We start from the raw sequence: 16,660 nt of genomic DNA, 5'->3' as shown, positions 1-16,660 counted from the left end.
CCCGCCCCCTCCCCCTTGGAGTAGCACCACCATGACCCCACCCCTGCGCGTCCTCGTCCACGGCGCCGGCATCGGCGGCCTGACCGCCGCCACCGCCCTCGCCGGCCGCGGCCACCGGGTCGACGTCGTCGAGCTGCGCGACGCCCTGGAGGCGCTCGGCGTCGGCATCATCCAGCCCTCCAACGCGCTGCACGTGATGCGCGAGATCGGCGTGCTGGAGCAGTGCCTGGCGGTCGGCTTCGCATGGGAGGTGCTCACCATCTGCGACCCGGCCGGCGGCGTCCTCGCGAAGATCCCGCAGCCCCGGATGGACGACGCGCCGCCGACCAACGGCATCCCCCGCCCCGCCCTGGCCCGGGTGCTGGGCGAGGCCGCGACCGCCGCCGGCGCGACCCTGCGCTTCGGCACCACCATCACCGGACTCGCCGACGAGGGCGAGGAGGTGGCGGTCACCCTGTCCGACGGCAGCAGCGCCCGCTACGACCTGGTGGTCGGCTTCGACGGCATCGGCTCGCCGCTGCGCAAGCGGCTCTACGGCGAGACGTACGCCCCGGAGTACACCGGCTTCGCCAACTGGCGGGTCACCCTGCCGCGTTCGCCCGAGGTGCAGGGCGTGGTGATGTCCACCGGCAACCTGAAGGCCAAGGCGCTGCTCACCCCGATCAGCGACGACCTGATGTACCTGGGCTCGGTGTTCGCCGAGGCCGAGGACTTCCGCCCGGACCCGCAGCGGGCCCACGAGCAGCTGCGCGAGCGGCTGGCCGGCTTCGGCGGGCCGATCGCCGAGGCGCTGGCCCAGGTCACCGACCCGGCCGCGGTGGTGTACTCGCGGATCTCGCAGGTCACCGTCGAGGAGCCGTGGCACGTCGGCCGGGTGGTGCTGGCCGGTGACGCCGCGCACGCCTCCACCCCGCACCTGGCGCAGGGCGCCGCGATGGCCGTCGAGGACGCCCTGGTGCTGGCCCTGAGCCTGGACGCCGCCGGCACGGTGCCCGAGGCGCTGGCCGCCTGGGAGGAGCGCCGCCGGCCGCGCGCCATGTGGGTGCAGGCGATGTCCCGGGCGATCCTCAAGCAGGAGACCGGCACGCCGACCACCCCGGAGGAGGACGAGCTGCTGAAGGTCGGCATCCCGGGCGCCGCGCACGCGCTCGTCCGGCCGTACTGACGCCGCCCTCCGGCCCACCCGGACACCCGGTCACCCGGACACCCGGTCACCCGGTCACCCGGTCACCCGTGGCCGAACGGCCGGGGCCCGGTGCGGACGGGTGTCCGCGCCGGGCCCCGGGCCGAGGTGACGCCCTCCCGGCGGCGTGACCGGCGCACCCGCAGGCGTCAGCGCGCGCCCGACCGGGCGGGGGCGGCGCCGACCGCGTGCCGCCGCTCCCACACCGCCGCCGAGACCCGGGCCAGCAGGCGGGCGGCCGGGTCGGCGGCGGCCTCGTCGGCGCCCGAGGCGAGCGGGCCGGTGTAGCAGACGGCCAGCAGGTACGGCGGGCAGTCGTCCGGGTGGACCAGCGCGACGCAGTGCCGCACGCCGGGGAGCCAGCCGTTCTTGAACGCGACCCTGGTCCCCGGCGGCAGTCCGGCCGCCAGGTCGACCCGGAAGGAGTTGCGCTCCAGCAGCTCCAGCAACTCCGGCTCGCCGTCCAGGGACTGCAGCAGCCGGACCAGGTCGCGCGCGGTGACCAGGTTGTGCACGCCCGCCTCGCGCGCGGGGTGGTCCTCGATCCCGCGCGGGCTGGCGCTGCGGGTCGCCCCGGCCCGCCGCCACACCTCCTCCACCGCCCCGTGCCCGGCCCGGGCCAGGCAGAGGTTGGTGGCGAGGTTGGAGGAGTGGGTGATCATCCGCTCGGTGAGCAGTCCCAGCGGCACGGTGGCACCGAGCAGCGTCCACGGCACCGGGTCGCTGTCCCAGTCCGGATCGTTGGTGAACTCCCCTCCGGCCCGGGAGGCGAAGGCGTTCACCACCGGCACCGGTTCCCGCGGATCCGCTCCGGCCCGGCTCAGCGCGGCCAGCACGGCCACCTTCATCGTGCTCGCCGCGGCGTGCGGCTCGTCCCCGTTCCGCTCGAACACCGGCTCATCGCCCCAGGGGGCCACCACAACTGACAGCATGTCCGCTTCAGTCCCCCCGCGCGTCGCGGCCCAAACCGGCGGGCCGGGAACGGCGCCGGCCGGCGGCGCGGGGCCCGCCCCCGCCCGTTGAGGCGGCGCGCGGGGCTCGGGGATACTGGGTCCGGACCTCCCGCACCAGGCCACCCCCGCAAGGTTTCTGCCGATCCGTCAGTTCGACGACTCCGGAAGGGTCCCGCCCATGCCAGCATCCCGTCACGTCGGCCTCGCCCTCGCGGTCGCGGGCTCCGCGGTCACCGGGGCCGCGCTGCCGTCCCCCGCGCACGCCGAGAGCACCGTGCTCCACGTCGACAACGGACCCCGCTCGAACTGCTCGGACTCCGGGACCGGCACGCGGGAGCGGCCGTTCTGCACCGTGCAGGCCGCCGCCGACGCGGCCGGCCCGGGGCAGACCGTCCAGCTCGCGCCGGGCCGCCGGTTCACCGGCCAGGTCACCGTCCGGCGCTCCGGCGAGCCCGGCCGCCCGATCGTCTTCCAGGGCGCCGAACCGACCGTGCACGCGCCGAACGCCTCGGTGGGGACGCGGTCCTGGGGCCGGGGGCCGGCCCCCGCTCCGCACGCCTTCGTGCTGGAGGGCGTGCACGACGTCACCGTGACCGGCCTGCGCCTGGACGCCCCGCAGGAGGGCGTGCTCGTCAAGGACTCCACCCGGATCACCGTGGACCACAACGACGTGGAGGCGGGCGACCCGGTCCGCGGCGGCGTGCGGGCCTTCCCGGCGGCGACGCCGAGCGTGCGGATCACCGGGACGGGCTCGTACGTCACGGTGAGCCGCAACCGGATCTCCGCCGCGCCGGTGAGCGGTGTCGCGGTCGACGCCGGGACCTCCGGGGTGGTCGTCACCACCAACCTGATCGCCGGGGGCGCCGGCCGGGGCGTGCTGGTCACCGACGCGCCCGGCACGATCGTGGTGGCCAACACCTTCGGGCGCAACTGCGGGAGCGACCTGGAGTTCGCCGGGAACTCCACCGGGTCGGTGGCCGAGAACAACATCCTGGCGAAGCGTCCCGCCCCGCGCTGCGGCACCGCCGCGCCCGCCGCGATCCCGCTGGTGGTGTCGGCCGGATCGGTCCGCAGCACCCGGGTCGACTACAACACCGTCGTGCCATCGGGCCCCTACGCCTACTCCTGGGGGGACACCCCGTTCGCCACTCCGGAGGCCTTCCGGGCCGTCGGGCAGGGCGCGAGCGACAACGCCGTCGACCCCGGGTTCCCCGCGGACCGCGAGGACTACACCCCGGCCGCCGTGACGGGCGTGACGGACGCCGCCGACCCGAACGCCCTCGGCACGCCGGCCACCGACCTCCTCGGCGCCGAGCCGGCCGACCACCCGCGCTTCCCGAGCCCGACCGCCTGGGGCTACCGGGACCGCGGCGCCATCGAGCTCCAGGACCCGCTGCGCGTGCGCCTGGGCGCCCGCCCCCTCCCCCGGCCGGGCCACCCGCTCAACGCCCGGCTGACGGTGGGGTACACGGCCGGCTGGGCACCGGGCACCGCGACCCTGGACTTCGGCGACGGCAGCGCGCCGCGCGCGGTGGACCCCGGGCACGGCACCGTCGACCACGACTACCCCGCCGCGGGCAGCTACACCGCGACGCTGACCGCCGGCGGCCCGGCCGGTCCGGTCCGCACGTCCACCGCCCAGGTCGTCGTCGGCCCGGCGGGCCGCCACTGACGGCGTGTCAGGCCCGTCAGGCGCATCAGGCCCGCCGGGCGTTGCGGTACGGATGCCGGTGCGCGCGCGCATGCCCGCGCGGGTACGGGTCGCGGGGCCGTTCGGGGGCGAGCCGGGCGGCCGGGAGACGGGTGGTGTCCAGCGGCCGCACCAGCGCGGCGTCCTCGGCGAGCGCCGCGAGGTAGCGGGCCCGGGGCTGCGGGGCGGCGCCGAGCGAGCGCACGTGCGGGGAGTCCCACTGGGCGTCCAGCAGCCGGCCCCCGGCGGCGGCGAAGCGGGCGGCGAGGTCGGCCACGGCGACCCGGGCGGCGTCCGGGCGGCGGTGGAACATCGAGTCCAGGCTGAGCACCGGCCCGGAGGCGATCCCGAACACCCCGCCGACCAGCTCGCCGTCCTCCCACACTTCCGCGCTGTGGGCCGCGCCGAGCCGGTGCAGACCGATCAGCGCGCTCTGCAACTCCGGCGTGAGCCAAGGGGGTTCGCGCCCCTCGGCGCAGGCGGCGAGCACCTCCTCGAAGGCCTGGTCGGCGGTGGTCCACCAGTCCAGGCGGTTGCGCAGCAGCCGGGAGAGCTTGCGCCCGAGCCGCACGCCGTCGGCGGCGAGCAGCGGGCGCGGGTCGGGCGACCACCAGGCGAGCGCGTAGGGGTCCGTGCCGTGCTCGGGGTCCGTGCCGTGGTCGGGGCCCGGCAGCAGGGCGATCTCCCCCGCCGCCACCGCCGCCCCGGCGCGGGCCTCGTTGAAGGCGCTCGCGTAGGCGTCGGCGGCGGGCAGCGGGAAGAGCCCGTGCCGGTAGGCGGCCAGCAGCGTCCCGGGCGCGAGGTCGGCGCCGAACGCGGCCGGGCCGTCGGCGGGCGCCCGGGCGACGTCGAGGGCCGCGAAGAGCTCCTCGGGGGCGGTGGCGGTCATCGCAGCGCCTCCAACGGCGAGGCCTCCTGCGGCGGGGCGAGGAAGCCCTCCGCGGTCAGCCGGTCGAGGTAGAAGTCGAGCAGGGCGTCGTCGACGGCGGGCAGGTCCACGCCGCTGCCGGCCAGGGCCCGTTCGGTGTTGGCCCGGTCGAAGCGCGGGAAGGTCGGGCGGAAGTACAGCTCGCTGATGGACAGTGCGGTGCCGGGCACCCGGTCGACGAAGAGCGGCACGAACGGCGTCATCGGGTGGGTGGGGTGCCCGGCGGCGAACCGGACCAGGCCCTGCACCCACTGCGGGTAGGGGACGGGCTCGGCGCGGTGGCCGCGGGCGCGCAGCCGGGCGGCGAGGTCGGCGAGGTCCGCCGGGCGCGGCGAGGTCAGGTGGTAGACCTCGCCGATGGCGGGGGCGTGGGCGACCACGTGGCACAGCGCCCGGCCGAACCGGTCGGCGGGCACGAAGTCGAGCGGCAGCCGGACGTCGGGGTAGCCGCCGCTCTCGGCGATGTACTTGATCAGCGCGCAGATCTCGGTGCCGGTGTTCATCACCCCGGTGCGCAGGTCCCCGGTGACGTCGTTGGTGCGCAGCACGGTGACCGGCAGTCCGCCCGCGGCGGCGTGGTGGAGCAGCTGTTCGGCGACCCACTTGCTCTCGACGTAGCCGACGGCCAGCCGGTCGGGGTGGGCGAGCGGGGTCCGCTCGGCGACCTCGCGCACGCCCGCCGGGCCGAAGCCGGCCAGCACGGCGAGGGTGGAGAGGTAGTGGACGGGGATGCCCCGGGAGTGCCCGGCGAGGCGGACCACCTCGCGGGTGCCGGCCACGTTGGCGGCGCGCAGCTGGTGGTAGGGGTAGATGAAGTTGACCTGGCCGCCGAGGTGGTGGATGGCGTCGAGGGTGCCGGCCAGGTGGTCGTAGCGCCGCTGCTCCAGGCCGAGCCGCGGTTCGGCGAGGTCGCCGGTCAGCGGGACGACCCGGCGGTCGGCGAGGTCGTGGCGCAGGTAGCGCTGCTGGGCGGCGCGCAGCCGTTCGAGGGCGTGTTCCTCGTCGGGGGCGCGGACCAGGCAGTGGATGCGGGCCTCGGTGGTGTGCAGCAGGGCGTCCAGCAGGTGGGCGCCGCAGAAGCCGGTGGCGCCGGTGAGCAGGATCTCGGCGGGTTCGGCGCGCGAGGGCGCGGGGCTCCAGGACTGCCGCAGCGGGGTGTCCAGGCGGGCTTCGGCGGCCCAGTCGACGGCGGCCTCGCGCGGGCCGGGGGCGGCCCGGCCCCGGCCGGTGCGGGCGGCGAGGACGGCGGCGGCGAAGGCGTGCAGGGTGGCGTCGCCCAGCAGTGCGCGGGTGAGGGAGCGGATCCGGGTGACGTCGAGGCCGAACATGATCCGGGCCCGGGCGATCATCTCCATGGCGAGCAGGGAGTTGCCGCCGAGCTCGAAGAAGTCGTCCGCGGGTCCGGGCTCCCCGACGCCGAGCAGTTCGGCCCAGAGCTGGGCCACCCCGGCCTCGACGGCGCCGCCGGTGGCGGCGGTGGCCGGGGAGCCGTCCGGCGGGGCGTCCGCCCGGGCGGGCGGCGCCGCACCCGGGCCCGGCGCGCCGTCCTCGCGCCGCCGCACCCGGGGCGGGGCGTCCGGCAGCCGGCGGCGGTCGATCTTCCCGGCCGGGGTGAGCGGCATGCTGTCGAGCGGCACGAACGCGGCCGGGACCATGAAGTCCGGCAGCCGTTCGGCGAGGTAGGCGCGGATCCGGCCGCGCCGGGCGCGGGCGCCGGAGGAGGCCCGGTCGGTGAGCGTGTAGTAGGCGGTCAGGACGCGGGCGTCGTCGCTGCCGTCGGCGGCGACCCGCACCTGCCGGACGTCGGGGTGGGCGGCGAGCACGGACTCGACCTCGGCGGGGTCGACGCGGTGGCCGCGGACCTTCAGCTGGTCGTCGAAGCGGCCGAGGACCTCCAGGGTGCCGTCGGCCCGCCAGCGTCCGGCGTCGCCGGTGCGGTACATGCGCTCGCCGGGGGCGGGGGCGTAGGGGTCGGGCAGGAAGGCCTCGGCGGTCGGTGCGGGCGCCTTCCAGTAGCCGCGCGCCAGGCCGGGCCCGCCGAGGTGGATCTCCCCCTTCTCCCCGGGCGGCACCGGGCTGAGCCGGGCGTCCAGCACGTGCACCCGCACCCCCGGCAGCGGCCGCCCGATGGGCACCGGCGCGCCGGGCCCGTGCGGGCCGGGGGCGGCGAGCGCCGGCCCGGTGATCTCGGCCAGGGTGGAGGTGACGGCCGCCTCGGTGACCCCGTAGGCGTTGACCAGCCGCACGCCCGGCAGCCGCTCCAGGCAGGCGCGGCAGTCGTCCTCGTGCACGGTGTCCCCGCCGACCACGATCAGCCGCAGCCCCTCGGGGGCGGGCCCGCCGGGCGGGTGGAGCCCGAGCAGGTGGTGCCAGTAGGCGGGCGTGAGGTCGGCGACGGTCAGCCGCAGCTCGCGCATCCGGTCGGCGAGCTCGGTGGGCGCCCAGGTGCGGGCGCCGCCGAGGACGAGCGTGGCCCCGGCGGCCAGGGTCGCGAAGACCTGCTCCAGCGCGGTGTCGAAGCCGAGCGCGGCGAGCTGCAGCACCCGGTCGTGCGGGGTGAGCCGGTAGGCGTCGATCACCCGCTCCAGGGTGAAGGCCAGGGCGCGGTGGGCGACCGGGACGCCCTTGGGGGTGCCGGTGGTCCCCGAGGTGTAGATCAGGTACGCCAGGTCGTCCGGCCCGCTGACGTCCGGCACCTCGACCGCCGCCCCGGCGCCCTCCCCCGGGGCCACCGTGCGCACCCCCGGGAAGCGCGCCCCCTTCTCCGCGACGACCAGGTGCGCCCCGCAGTCGGCCACCAGCCGGGCGAGCCGCCGGCGCGGGTGCGCCGGGTCCAGCGGCAGGAAGGCCCCGCCCGCCTTGAGCACGGCGAGCCAGGCGGTCACCAGGTCGGCGCCGCGCTCCAGGCAGACCGGGACGATCCGCTCGGGCCCGGTGCCCAGGGCCCGCAGCACGGCGGCCAGCCGGTCGCTGCGGGCGTCCAGCTCGCCGTAGTCGAGCGTCTCGTCGTCGTCGAGCACGGCGAGGGCGCGCGGGTCGTGCGCGGCGCGGGCCCGGACCAGTCCGTGCACGCTGCCGGTGCCGGTGCCGGTGCCCGTGTGCTCCGCCCGGGTGACCCGTTCGCCCCCGTGCCGGGCCCCGGGCCCGAGTCCGAGCCCGGCGGGGCGCCACTCGCGGTCCACGTAGCCGCGGCACTCCTCGTGCGGGGCGGGCCCGAAGACCGTGCGCCAACCGCCCGGGACGGTGAAGTCACCCGGCCAGATCGCATACTGACCGTCCTCGTTGACCAGCACGGCGTGACGTCCGGACCGCACTCCGGGACGTGCTTCCCGTGCGCTCTCTGCTGCGTCATCCACCGGCTTGACCTCGTGCTGTGGCGGCAGAATGCTGGGAGGTGCGACATTTCCGACTATACGCACTCAAGGCCCATTTCGAACGTCAGACCGGACCTCCCCGGCCCGGCTCGGACGCTCGCGAGCCCCTGCCCGGAGCCCGCCGCCCGCCCCGGGCGGGTGCGGTGACGCCGAGGAGGAGGTAGCTCGTTGACACGTCGGCGCCAACGCCTGATGGTCTGTTACCTGGCGTGGATGGTGCTGTTCACCGGCATCTACTACGCCAACCCCTCCCAGCGGATCATCTGGTGGACGGGCATCGGCCTGGGCGGCGTCGCCGCCATCGTGGCCGGCGTCCGCCTCAACCGGCCCTCCCACGCCGTCTACTGGTACCTGCTGGCGCTCGCCAACCTCAGCTTCACCGCAGGAGAGGTGGTGCAGGTCGTCCAGATGCAGTTCCTGCACCTGGGCAGCCCCTTCCCGTCCGTCGCCGACGGCTTCTACCTCGCCGAGTACCTGCTCTACGCGGCGGGCGTGTTGGGCTTCATCCGCTGGCGGACGGCGCATCAGGACCGGGCCAGCCTGCTGGACGCGCTCATCCTCACCATGGGCCTGGCGCTGCTCGCCTGGATCTACCTGATCCTGCCGTACGCCCGCAACCCGGACCTGGACTGGTTCCAGAAGGCCGTCTCGATCGCCTATCCGCTGGGCGACGTGGTCGTGCTCGCCCTGCTGCTGCGCCTGGTCGTGCCGCGCGGCGGGGTCAGCCGTTCGCTGCAGCTGCTCGCCGCCGGAACGGTCGGCCTGCTGGTCTCCGACATCCTCTACGGGCTGATCGTGCTGCACGGCGACTGGCGCATCGGCACCCCCGTGGACCTCGGCTGGGCCGCCTTCTACACCGCCTGGGGCGCCGCCGCCCTGCACCCCTCGATGGTCGAGCTGACCAGGCCCATCCCCAGCCAGCAGCCGGACATCGGCCCCGGCCGGCTCACCCTGCTGGCCGGCGCCTCGCTGGTCGCACCGACCATCCTGATGATCGAGGCGAGCAACGGGAACACCAGCAACGCCGGGGTCATCGGCGCCTTCTCCGCCGTCCTCTACCTGCTGGTGCTCGCCCGGCTGGCGGTCGTGGTGCGGGCCCGCCGGCAGGCCGTCGCCCGGGAACGCGCGCTGCGCGAGGCCGGTTCGGCGCTCACCTCGGCCGTCACCGTCGAGGAGGTCGCCGACGCCGTCCAGGCCGCCGCCTCCACCCTGATGCCCACCGAGCCCGGCCACGTCGCGCTGCTCGCCGTCACCGAGGGCGGCGTGCTGCACGTGCGGCACGCCGAGCGCGGCGCGGGCCGCCACCACCTCGGCGCCGAGCGCGACTCCGACGAGGCGCTCGCCCTCGCCGCCTACCGGGAGACCAGGCTGCTGCCCGTCGAGGACATCGGCACCGAGCTCGCCGCCCGGATCGACGGCATGCCGTGCGCCCTGCTCTGCCCGCTCACCCTCGCCGAGCGCCCCTCCGGCGACCCGCTGATCGGCGCGCTCATCGTCACCGGCACCGAGCAGGAGCTGACCAGCCTCTGGGGCTCGCTGGAGATCCTCGCCGCCCAGGCCGCGCTGGCCGTCGAGCGGGTCATGCTCAGCCAGGAGATCACCCGGCGTGACAGCGAGGCCTACTTCCGCACCCTGGTGCAGAGCGCCAGCGACGTCATCCTCATCCTCAACGACGACGACTCCGTGCGCTACGCCTCGGCCTCCTCCGCCGGGCGCGTCCTCGGCCACCCCCACCTCGACGGCACCCTGCTCACCGAGCTCGTCCCGCCCGAGGACAGCCGGTCGGTCGGCAAGGCGCTGGCCAGGATGCGCAGCCCCGCCGTCAGCGGCGGTGCCCGCGCCGGCCTGGACACCCAGCGCGAGCACTGGCGGCTGCTACGGGCCGACGGCTCCCCGATCGAGGTCGAGGTGCGCTGCAACGACCTGCGCGACGACCCGACGGTCGGCGGGCTGGTGCTCACGCTGCGTGATGTCACCGAGCAGCGGCAGATGGAGCGCGAGCTCACCCACCGGGCCTTCCACGACTCGCTCACCGGCCTGGCCAACCGGGTGCTCTTCCTGGACCGGGTCGGCCACGCGCTCTCCCGCAGCGAGCGCAGCGGCGCCGTCACCGGAGTGCTGTTCCTCGACCTGGACGACTTCAAGGTGGTCAACGACACCCAGGGCCACGCGGTCGGCGACGAGCTGCTGGTCGCCGTCTCGCTGCGGATCTCCACCGCGCTGCGCGCCTCCGACACGGCGGCCCGGCTCGGCGGCGACGAGTTCGCGGTGCTGGTGGAGGACGCCATGGCGCCGGCCGACGTCGGGGCGATCGCCCAGGGCCTGCTGGCGGCGTTCGCGGAGCCGTTCCGGCTGCGGGCGGGCGCGGTGCGGGTGTCCGCCTCGATCGGGGTGGCGACGACGGAGGACAGCGTGGACGCCACCGAGCTGCTGAGCCACGCCGACCTCGCGCTGTACTCGGCGAAGGCGGCCGGCAAGCGGCAGTGGCGCCTCTACCAGCCGGCCCTGCAGGCCGGGCTGATGGCCCGGCACGAGCTGAACGAGAACCTGGACACCGCGATCGCCGAATCCGCGTTCCGCCTGTACTACCAGCCGATCGTCGATCTGCAGACGGGTGACCTGGTGGCCTTCGAGGCCCTGGTGCGGTGGCCGCACGACCGGCGCGGCATGGTGCTGCCCGACGAGTTCATCGCCCTCGCCGAGGAGAGCGGCCAGATCGTGCCGCTCGGCGCCTGGGTCCTGGAGCGCGCCGCCCAGGAGGCGGCCGCCTGGCACGCCCTCAGCACCCCCGCCCGCGCCGCCGCCGGCCTGCCGCCGCTGCGGGTCAACGTCAACGTCTCCGCCCGCCAGTTCCGCGACGCCGGCTTCGTCGACGTGGTGCGCGGGGCCCTCTCCTCCTCCGCCATCCCGCCCGGGTCGCTGGTCCTGGAGCTGACCGAGTCCGTCCTGATGCGCCGCGACGACCGCGTCCGCACCGACATGCGCACCCTCGGCGAACTCGGTGTCGGCATCGCCATCGACGACTTCGGCACCGGCTACTCGTCCCTCTCCTACCTGCGCGAGTTCCCGATCTCCGTCCTGAAGATCGACAAGTCCTTCATCGACGGCCTGGGCCTGTCCCAGCAGCAGTACGCCCTCGTCGAGGGCATCACCCGGATCGCCGACACCCTGGGCGTCCAGGTCATCGCCGAGGGCATCGAACACCCCGAGCAACGCGACCTGCTCGCCGCCATGGGCTGCCCCCTCGGCCAGGGCTACCTCTTCGCCCACCCCCTCACGCCCGACCAGGCCCGGTCCTTCATCACCCGCCACACCACCCCCCTCGGCCACCCCACGGGCACCGGCTAGCGCCAGCCGACGGGCCGCCCCGCCTTCTCCTCCGCCGGCCCCTGCGCGCGGAAGGCGCCCGCGCGGGCTGCCGCCTCGGCGGCGTCGGCGGCGCGGTGGGCGGCGGGTTCGTCGAGGGGGTCGGGGGTGGTGAGCATGCGGTAGTAGAGGGGGGCGGAGACGGCGCGGACGACCTCGGCGGGGTCGGTGCCGGGCGGCAGCTCGCCGCGGTCGACGGCCTCGGTCACGCAGGGGGCCCACTCCTCGACGCGGGCGCGGTAGAAGCGCTGGAGGGCCTCGGCGGCGGCCGGGTCGCAGGTGGCGGCGACCAGGACGGCGCGGAACAGCGCGCCCTGGCGCGGGTCGGCCAGGGTGCGCTGAACGAGGCGGGCGTTGGCGCGCAGGTCCTCCCGCAGGGAGCCGGTGCGGGTGCGCGGGAGGGACTGCTCGGCCATGTCGGTGAGGAGGTCGGCGAGCAGCGCCCCCACCGAGCCCCAGCGCCGGTAGACGGTGGTGCGGCCGACCTCGGCCCGCCGCGCGAGGTCGCCGAGGTCGAGCCCGGCGAAGCCGACCTCGACGAGGGCGTCCTCGGCGGCCTTCAGCACGGCGGTCCGCACGCGCGCCGTCCGGCCGCCCGGCCTCTGCATGCCCGGTGAAGTCATTAACGGGATTCCTGTTCCATTAGTGTCGCCGACAGTGCTAGGGTCGGAGTCATCTTAACGGCACAGAAGTCCCGTTAGTGAAGGGAACCCCCATGGAGTACCGCCGCCTCGGCGCGTCCGGCCTCACCGTCCCCGCCCTCTCCCTCGGCACCGGCACCTTCGGCGGCCGCGGCCCGCTCTTCGGCGCCTGGGGCAACACCGGCGCCGACGACGCCCGCCGCCTGCTCGACATCGCCATCGACGCCGGCGTCACCCTGTTCGACACCGCCGACGTCTACTCCGACGGCGCCTCCGAGGAGGTCCTCGGCCGGGCCGTCAAGGGCCGCCGCGACCAGGTGCTGATCTCCACCAAGGCCGGCCTGCCCACCGGCGACGGCCCGCACGACGCCGGCACCTCCCGCACCCGCCTGATCACCGCCGTCGACGCCGCCCTGCGCCGCCTGGACACCGATCACCTCGACCTCTTCCAGCTGCACGCCTTCGACGCCGCCACCCCCGTCGAGGAGGTGCTCGCCACCCTCGACGACCTGGTGCGCGCCGGAAAGGTCCGCTACACCGGCGTCTCCAACTTCTCCGGCTGGCAGCTGATGAAGTCCCTGGCCGCCGCCGACCGCGACGCCCGCCCCCGCTACGCCGCCCACCAGGTCTACTACTCCCTCGTCGGCCGCGACTACGAGTGGGAGCTGATGCCGCTCGCCCAGGACCAGGGCGTCGGCGCCCTGGTCTGGAGCCCGCTCGGCTGGGGCCGCCTCACCGGGAAGATCCGCCGCGGCGCCCCGCTCCCGGCCGGCAGCCGGCTGCACGACACCGCCGACTACGGCCCGCCCGTCGACGACGAACTGCTCCACGACGTGGTGGACGCGCTGGACGCGGTCGCCGAGGAGACCGGCCGCACCGTCCCCCAGGTGGCGATCAACTGGCTGCTGCGCCGCCCGACCGTCTCCTCGGTGATCATCGGCGCCCGCAACGAGGAGCAGCTGCGCCAGAACCTCGGCGCCGTGGGCTGGGAGCTGACGGCCGAGCAGGTCGCCCGCCTGGACGCCGCCAGCCTGCGCACCGCGCCGTACCCCTACTTCCCGTACCGCCGCCAGGAGGCCTTCGCCCGCCTCAACCCGCCGCTCGCGGGCTGAGGCGGACCGAAGGTCCCGCGATCCGCCGGACAGCCCGTAAACCGGTTGTCTCCGCGAGCCCCGGCGGGGCATCGTCTGCGCCATGATCGAACTGCGTGAACTGACGTCCGACGACTGGCCGCTCTGGCGCGAGCTGCGGCTGGCCGCGCTGGCCGAGGCGCCGTACGCCTTCGGCTCCGCGCTCGCCGACTGGCAGGGCGAGAGCGACCGCGAGGAGCGCTGGCGCTCGCGGCTGGAGATCCCCGGCGCCCTGGACCTGGTCGCCCTCGTGGACGGCGAGCCCGCCGCGATGGCGACCGGAGTCCCGGCGGACGGGTACGCCGAGCTGATCTCGATGTGGGTCGGGCCGGCGGCGCGCGGCCGGGGCGTCGGGGACCGGCTGATCGCGGAGATCGAGGCGTGGGCCGCCGGACGGGGCTTCCCGGCGCTCCGCCTCGCCGTGATGCCGCACAACGCGCACGCCCTCGCCCTCTACGAGCGCGCCGGCTTCACCGACACCGGCGAGCCGGGCGACCTGCTGCCCGACGGCGTGAGCCGCGAGGTCGTCATGGCCAAGCCCCTGCCGGCCTGATCAGCGGCCCCCCGCCGCCCCCGGCGCCCACCGGCGCACGAGGAACGACCTGACCTCCTCCGCACGGCCCCACGCCCCGCACTCCGTGAACCCCGGGTACCCGCATCCGGCGGCGGGCGCGGCGGGCACGGTGGTGGCCGCCGCGGCGGTGAGGACGGACAGGGCCGTCCTGGTCATCGCGGAGCCCCGCGGCGGCCGGAAGGACTGCGTCGTTTCGCTCATGCCGCCAGCTTCCCGGCGCCGGCCGCGCGGCCGCCGCCGCTTCCGGCGCCGTTCACCCGATCAACGGACCGTCAGGACAGCGGACTTGACCCCTCCGCGAGAGCCCCGCCGCCGCCGGTGACGGTGCCCGTCATGCTGCTCGACACCATCCACCGGTGGGAGGGGGCCCGGCCCCCTCCCACCGGTGCTTCCTGATCGTGTGGTGATCAGAGGCTGCTGGTGATCATCGTGCCGGTGTGGTTGCCGGGGATGGCGGTGAGGTCGAGGGTCTCGGCGGTAGCCCAGCTGCCGTCGGCGTGGCGGGCGGTGAGGACGACCTTGTTGTCGGTGGTGGTGATGGCGAACCGGGCTTCGGTGTCAACGGCGGCGGCGCTGATGCTGGTGCCGGTGATGTTCCCGACGACGCCGGCGAGGGATGCGTTGGGCTGCCAGGTGCCATTGGCCCACCGCATGGTGTGGTACTGGCCGTCGGTGGCGATGAAGGCGAGGTTGAGGTCGCTGTTCTGACGGGAAACCGCGACGGCGGTCACGGGTGCGGTGGCGCCGGCGGCCTCGGCGACCGATCCCCAGGAGCCCCAGTTCCCGCTGGCGGTCCGCAGCGTGTGGTAGACCTTCCCGCCCGAAACGGCCGCGATGTGCAGTTCGCCTCCGGCGGTTCCGGCGGTGGAGATGGAGGTGATTCCCTGGAGCGGGCCGGCCACGTCGGTGACCACGCCGAAGGCGCTCCACTGTCCGTCGCCGTTGCGGACGGTGTGGAACACGAAGCCGTCGGCGACTATGACCACGTGCAGGTCGTTGCCGATGGCGGCGAGGGAGACCTGGGTGATGTTGCCGAGGTCGTTGAGGGCGATGTTGAGGTCGACGAAACGCTGGTTCCAGCCGCCGTTGAGGTTGCGGATGGCGTAGTGAAGGTGCCCGTCGCCGCCCAGAGCGATGATGTGGGTGTCGGCGTTGATGCCGACCGTGGAGACGGCGCGCACGCCGCCGATGTTGCCCGCGGTGGCCTGGATGTCCTCGTACGGGGTCCACGTGCCGTCGTAGAGACGGGTCGAGTGGTACAGGTTGGCGTCGCTGCGGATCAGGGCCTGGGTCTTCCAGCCCACTACCGTCGCGCGGGTCTGCTGCACCCAGCCGGCGAGGTCGTCGGTGCGGGTGTTGACTGCGCCGGTGCGGGTCTCGGTCTCGCCGAGGCAGCCGCCCTGCCAGGAGCGGGAGGCAACGGCGACCAGTTCGGTCCGGCCGGGACTGGTTTCACGGACGACGGGGGCGCCGGTGTCGCCCTTGCAGATCGCCGAGCCGTTGGTGCCGGCGGTGTCCACGGCGGTGGGGCGCACCCCGTTGACGGTGAAGGCGCCGGTGTGCAGCCTGTTGGGCACCCATTCGGTCTTGGTGCGGCCGTAGCCGGGGACCTGGAAGCTCTCGGCGGTGGCGGGTGCCGTGGTGGCGATCCGCAGGGGGACGATGCCGTCGACGGGGGTGGCGAGCTTGGCCATCACCAGGTCGCGGTCGGAGCGGGCCACCAGGCGTTCGACGGTGCTGGTCGCGCCGGTGTTGGTCGCGGTCAGGTCGGTGCGGCCGACGGTCACGGTGGTGGGCCACTTCGGCGCGCCGTCGACCGCGGTGGGCTGGGCGGGGTTGTCGGCGAAGCACGAGGCGGCCGTGATCACCCAGTACCGGTCGACGAGGGCGCCGGTGCAGGCACGGACGTTGTCGCCGATCGTCAGGCGGGCGGTGTAGGCGTACCAGCCGTTGGCGGCGGGGTCACCGGCGGTGGCCGAAGCCGGCGGGGTGGCGGAGGTGGCCAGGGTGCCGGCGGCAAGGGCCGCCGCAAGGACGCCGGCCCTGAGGGCGGGGCGTATGGGCTTACGGGACAAAGTCACAACTCCGGGGAGTGAGGAGGGGTTCGGTCGGTGCGGGCCGGACACCCGGGCCCGAGGCAGCAGCAGGGGCCGACGGGGCGAACCGGTCGGATGCGACGGTTCAGCCGGTGACGCGCAGTTCGACGAGGACGGAGCGCTGTCCGCCGGGCAGGCTCTCCCCGACCGGCACCGCCTGGTTGGGGCCGACGTTCACCAGCGTCTCGCGTCCGGCGGCGACCAGCTTGGCGCTGACCGACCGGTCCTCGGTCCAGAAGCCGTAGACGTTCGGAAGCTCCATCGCGAGGTACCCGGTCGTACCGGAAACGGTGAAGCAGTATCCGTTCTTGTCGTCCATACGGGACTCGACGAAGATGTCGTTCGCTCCCTGGCACGCGGCTTGCGTATTGTTCTCGATGCCCTCCTTCAGCCTGATGTGCCCGTCGCCCTGCTTCAGGGTGATCTTTCGTTCGGCCAAAAGACGCGAGGCGCCCGGGTGTTGAAAGTCCTCAACGGCGAGGGGAACCGTCTCCTCTGTCGTCGAACTGACAGCGGTCGGCGTTGCCGTCGTGCCGGTGGTGGTGGCCTGCGCGGCCGGCAGTGAGGTGTATCCCACACATGCCATCAGGGCAGCGGCGCCGCCGACCAGGAGGGTCTTCCGGAAGCGCGATTTACGCAAGGCAAGTCCTTCGGATCTGAGCCAACGCCAGAACTAGTACCTGGCGTTGGGGCGTATTCGACACGAGTAAAGCATGCGTAAGATA

At 74.9% G+C, this 16,660-nt stretch carries 12 protein-coding genes; 5 read left to right on the top strand and 7 right to left on the bottom strand.

Annotation, left to right across the window (positions count from 1 at the left end; genetic code table 11):
- The first annotated feature begins 31 nt into the window (after positions 1-31).
- On the top strand, positions 32-1,165 hold the full coding sequence (locus ACF1AK_RS12045; protein WP_391498680.1) for an FAD-dependent monooxygenase: 1,134 nt from the start codon (positions 32-34) through the stop codon (positions 1,163-1,165).
- A gap of 167 nt (positions 1,166-1,332) precedes the next feature.
- Here the strand turns inward: ACF1AK_RS12045 and ACF1AK_RS12040 are convergent, their stop codons facing one another.
- The gene (locus ACF1AK_RS12040; RefSeq protein ID WP_391498679.1) at positions 1,333-2,115 is read right to left on the bottom strand and encodes a serine hydrolase; all 783 of its coding nucleotides are present in this window, start codon (positions 2,113-2,115) and stop codon (positions 1,333-1,335) included.
- 199 nt (positions 2,116-2,314) lie between these two features.
- Between ACF1AK_RS12040 and ACF1AK_RS12035 the strand changes: the two genes are divergently transcribed.
- Positions 2,315-3,808 (top strand): right-handed parallel beta-helix repeat-containing protein, encoded by a 1,494-nt coding sequence (locus ACF1AK_RS12035; protein WP_391498678.1) that lies wholly within the window; start codon positions 2,315-2,317, stop codon positions 3,806-3,808.
- Between the two features lie 25 nt (positions 3,809-3,833).
- Here ACF1AK_RS12035 and ACF1AK_RS12030 read toward each other — a convergent pair whose 3' ends face one another.
- Entirely contained in the window at positions 3,834-4,715 is an 882-nt protein-coding gene (locus tag ACF1AK_RS12030; RefSeq protein ID WP_391498677.1) for a leucyl/phenylalanyl-tRNA--protein transferase, read from the bottom strand.
- Positions 4,712-8,068 carry an amino acid adenylation domain-containing protein gene (locus ACF1AK_RS12025; protein ID WP_391498676.1) on the bottom strand — a complete coding sequence of 1,119 codons (3,357 nt, stop codon included), beginning with the start codon at positions 8,066-8,068 and terminating at the stop codon, positions 4,712-4,714. The genes ACF1AK_RS12030 and ACF1AK_RS12025 overlap by 4 nt, the downstream gene beginning before the upstream one ends.
- A gap of 228 nt (positions 8,069-8,296) precedes the next feature.
- Here ACF1AK_RS12025 and ACF1AK_RS12020 point away from each other — a divergent pair, with 228 nt between their 5' ends.
- On the top strand, positions 8,297-11,476 hold the full coding sequence (locus tag ACF1AK_RS12020) for a putative bifunctional diguanylate cyclase/phosphodiesterase (protein ID WP_391498675.1): 3,180 nt from the start codon (positions 8,297-8,299) through the stop codon (positions 11,474-11,476).
- On the opposite strand, the gene ACF1AK_RS12015 is transcribed toward ACF1AK_RS12020, so the two are convergent.
- On the bottom strand, positions 11,473-12,117 hold the full coding sequence (locus ACF1AK_RS12015) for a TetR/AcrR family transcriptional regulator (RefSeq protein ID WP_391498674.1): 645 nt from the start codon (positions 12,115-12,117) through the stop codon (positions 11,473-11,475). The genes ACF1AK_RS12020 and ACF1AK_RS12015 overlap by 4 nt on opposite strands.
- Positions 12,118-12,209: 92 nt before the next feature.
- Between ACF1AK_RS12015 and ACF1AK_RS12010 the strand changes: the two genes are divergently transcribed.
- Both ACF1AK_RS12010 and ACF1AK_RS12005 read left to right on the top strand, forming a co-directional pair.
- The gene (locus ACF1AK_RS12010) at positions 12,210-13,247 is read left to right on the top strand and encodes an aldo/keto reductase (RefSeq protein WP_391498673.1); all 1,038 of its coding nucleotides are present in this window, start codon (positions 12,210-12,212) and stop codon (positions 13,245-13,247) included.
- A gap of 82 nt (positions 13,248-13,329) precedes the next feature.
- Positions 13,330-13,818 (top strand): GNAT family N-acetyltransferase, encoded by a 489-nt coding sequence (locus ACF1AK_RS12005; RefSeq protein WP_391498672.1) that lies wholly within the window; start codon positions 13,330-13,332, stop codon positions 13,816-13,818.
- On the opposite strand, the gene ACF1AK_RS12000 is transcribed toward ACF1AK_RS12005, so the two are convergent.
- The 3 genes from ACF1AK_RS12000 to ACF1AK_RS11990 all read right to left on the bottom strand — a co-directional run bounded on the left by ACF1AK_RS12000 (position 13,819) and on the right by ACF1AK_RS11990 (position 16,575).
- Complete coding sequence (locus tag ACF1AK_RS12000; RefSeq protein WP_391498671.1) at positions 13,819-14,040, bottom strand: hypothetical protein; 222 nt, start codon at positions 14,038-14,040, stop codon at positions 13,819-13,821.
- 206 nt (positions 14,041-14,246) lie between these two features.
- Positions 14,247-15,914 (bottom strand): trypsin-like serine protease, encoded by a 1,668-nt coding sequence (locus tag ACF1AK_RS11995; RefSeq protein WP_391498670.1) that lies wholly within the window; start codon positions 15,912-15,914, stop codon positions 14,247-14,249.
- Positions 15,915-16,020: 106 nt separating this feature from the next.
- The gene (locus tag ACF1AK_RS11990; RefSeq protein ID WP_391498669.1) at positions 16,021-16,575 is read right to left on the bottom strand and encodes a hypothetical protein; all 555 of its coding nucleotides are present in this window, start codon (positions 16,573-16,575) and stop codon (positions 16,021-16,023) included.
- Between the last annotated feature and the right edge of the window lie 85 nt (positions 16,576-16,660).

Source organism: Kitasatospora sp. NPDC015120, from assembly GCF_043080305.1.
In the GTDB taxonomy this organism is placed as follows: Bacteria; Actinomycetota; Actinomycetes; order Streptomycetales; family Streptomycetaceae; genus Kitasatospora.
Note: the sequence above shows the minus strand (reverse complement) of the source record. Positions and strands in the feature narration are given on the sequence as shown.

Coding starts and splice junctions, on each gene's coding strand:
- ACF1AK_RS12045 (WP_391498680.1), top strand. CDS start 32: ATGACCCCACCCCTGCGCGTCCTCGTCCACGGCGCCGGCATCGGCGGC.
- ACF1AK_RS12040 (WP_391498679.1), bottom strand. CDS start 2,115: ATGCTGTCAGTTGTGGTGGCCCCCTGGGGCGATGAGCCGGTGTTCGAG.
- ACF1AK_RS12035 (WP_391498678.1), top strand. CDS start 2,315: ATGCCAGCATCCCGTCACGTCGGCCTCGCCCTCGCGGTCGCGGGCTCC.
- ACF1AK_RS12030 (WP_391498677.1), bottom strand. CDS start 4,715: ATGACCGCCACCGCCCCCGAGGAGCTCTTCGCGGCCCTCGACGTCGCC.
- ACF1AK_RS12015 (WP_391498674.1), bottom strand. CDS start 12,117: ATGACTTCACCGGGCATGCAGAGGCCGGGCGGCCGGACGGCGCGCGTG.
- ACF1AK_RS12010 (WP_391498673.1), top strand. CDS start 12,210: ATGGAGTACCGCCGCCTCGGCGCGTCCGGCCTCACCGTCCCCGCCCTC.
- ACF1AK_RS12005 (WP_391498672.1), top strand. CDS start 13,330: ATGATCGAACTGCGTGAACTGACGTCCGACGACTGGCCGCTCTGGCGC.
- ACF1AK_RS12000 (WP_391498671.1), bottom strand. CDS start 14,040: ATGAGCGAAACGACGCAGTCCTTCCGGCCGCCGCGGGGCTCCGCGATG.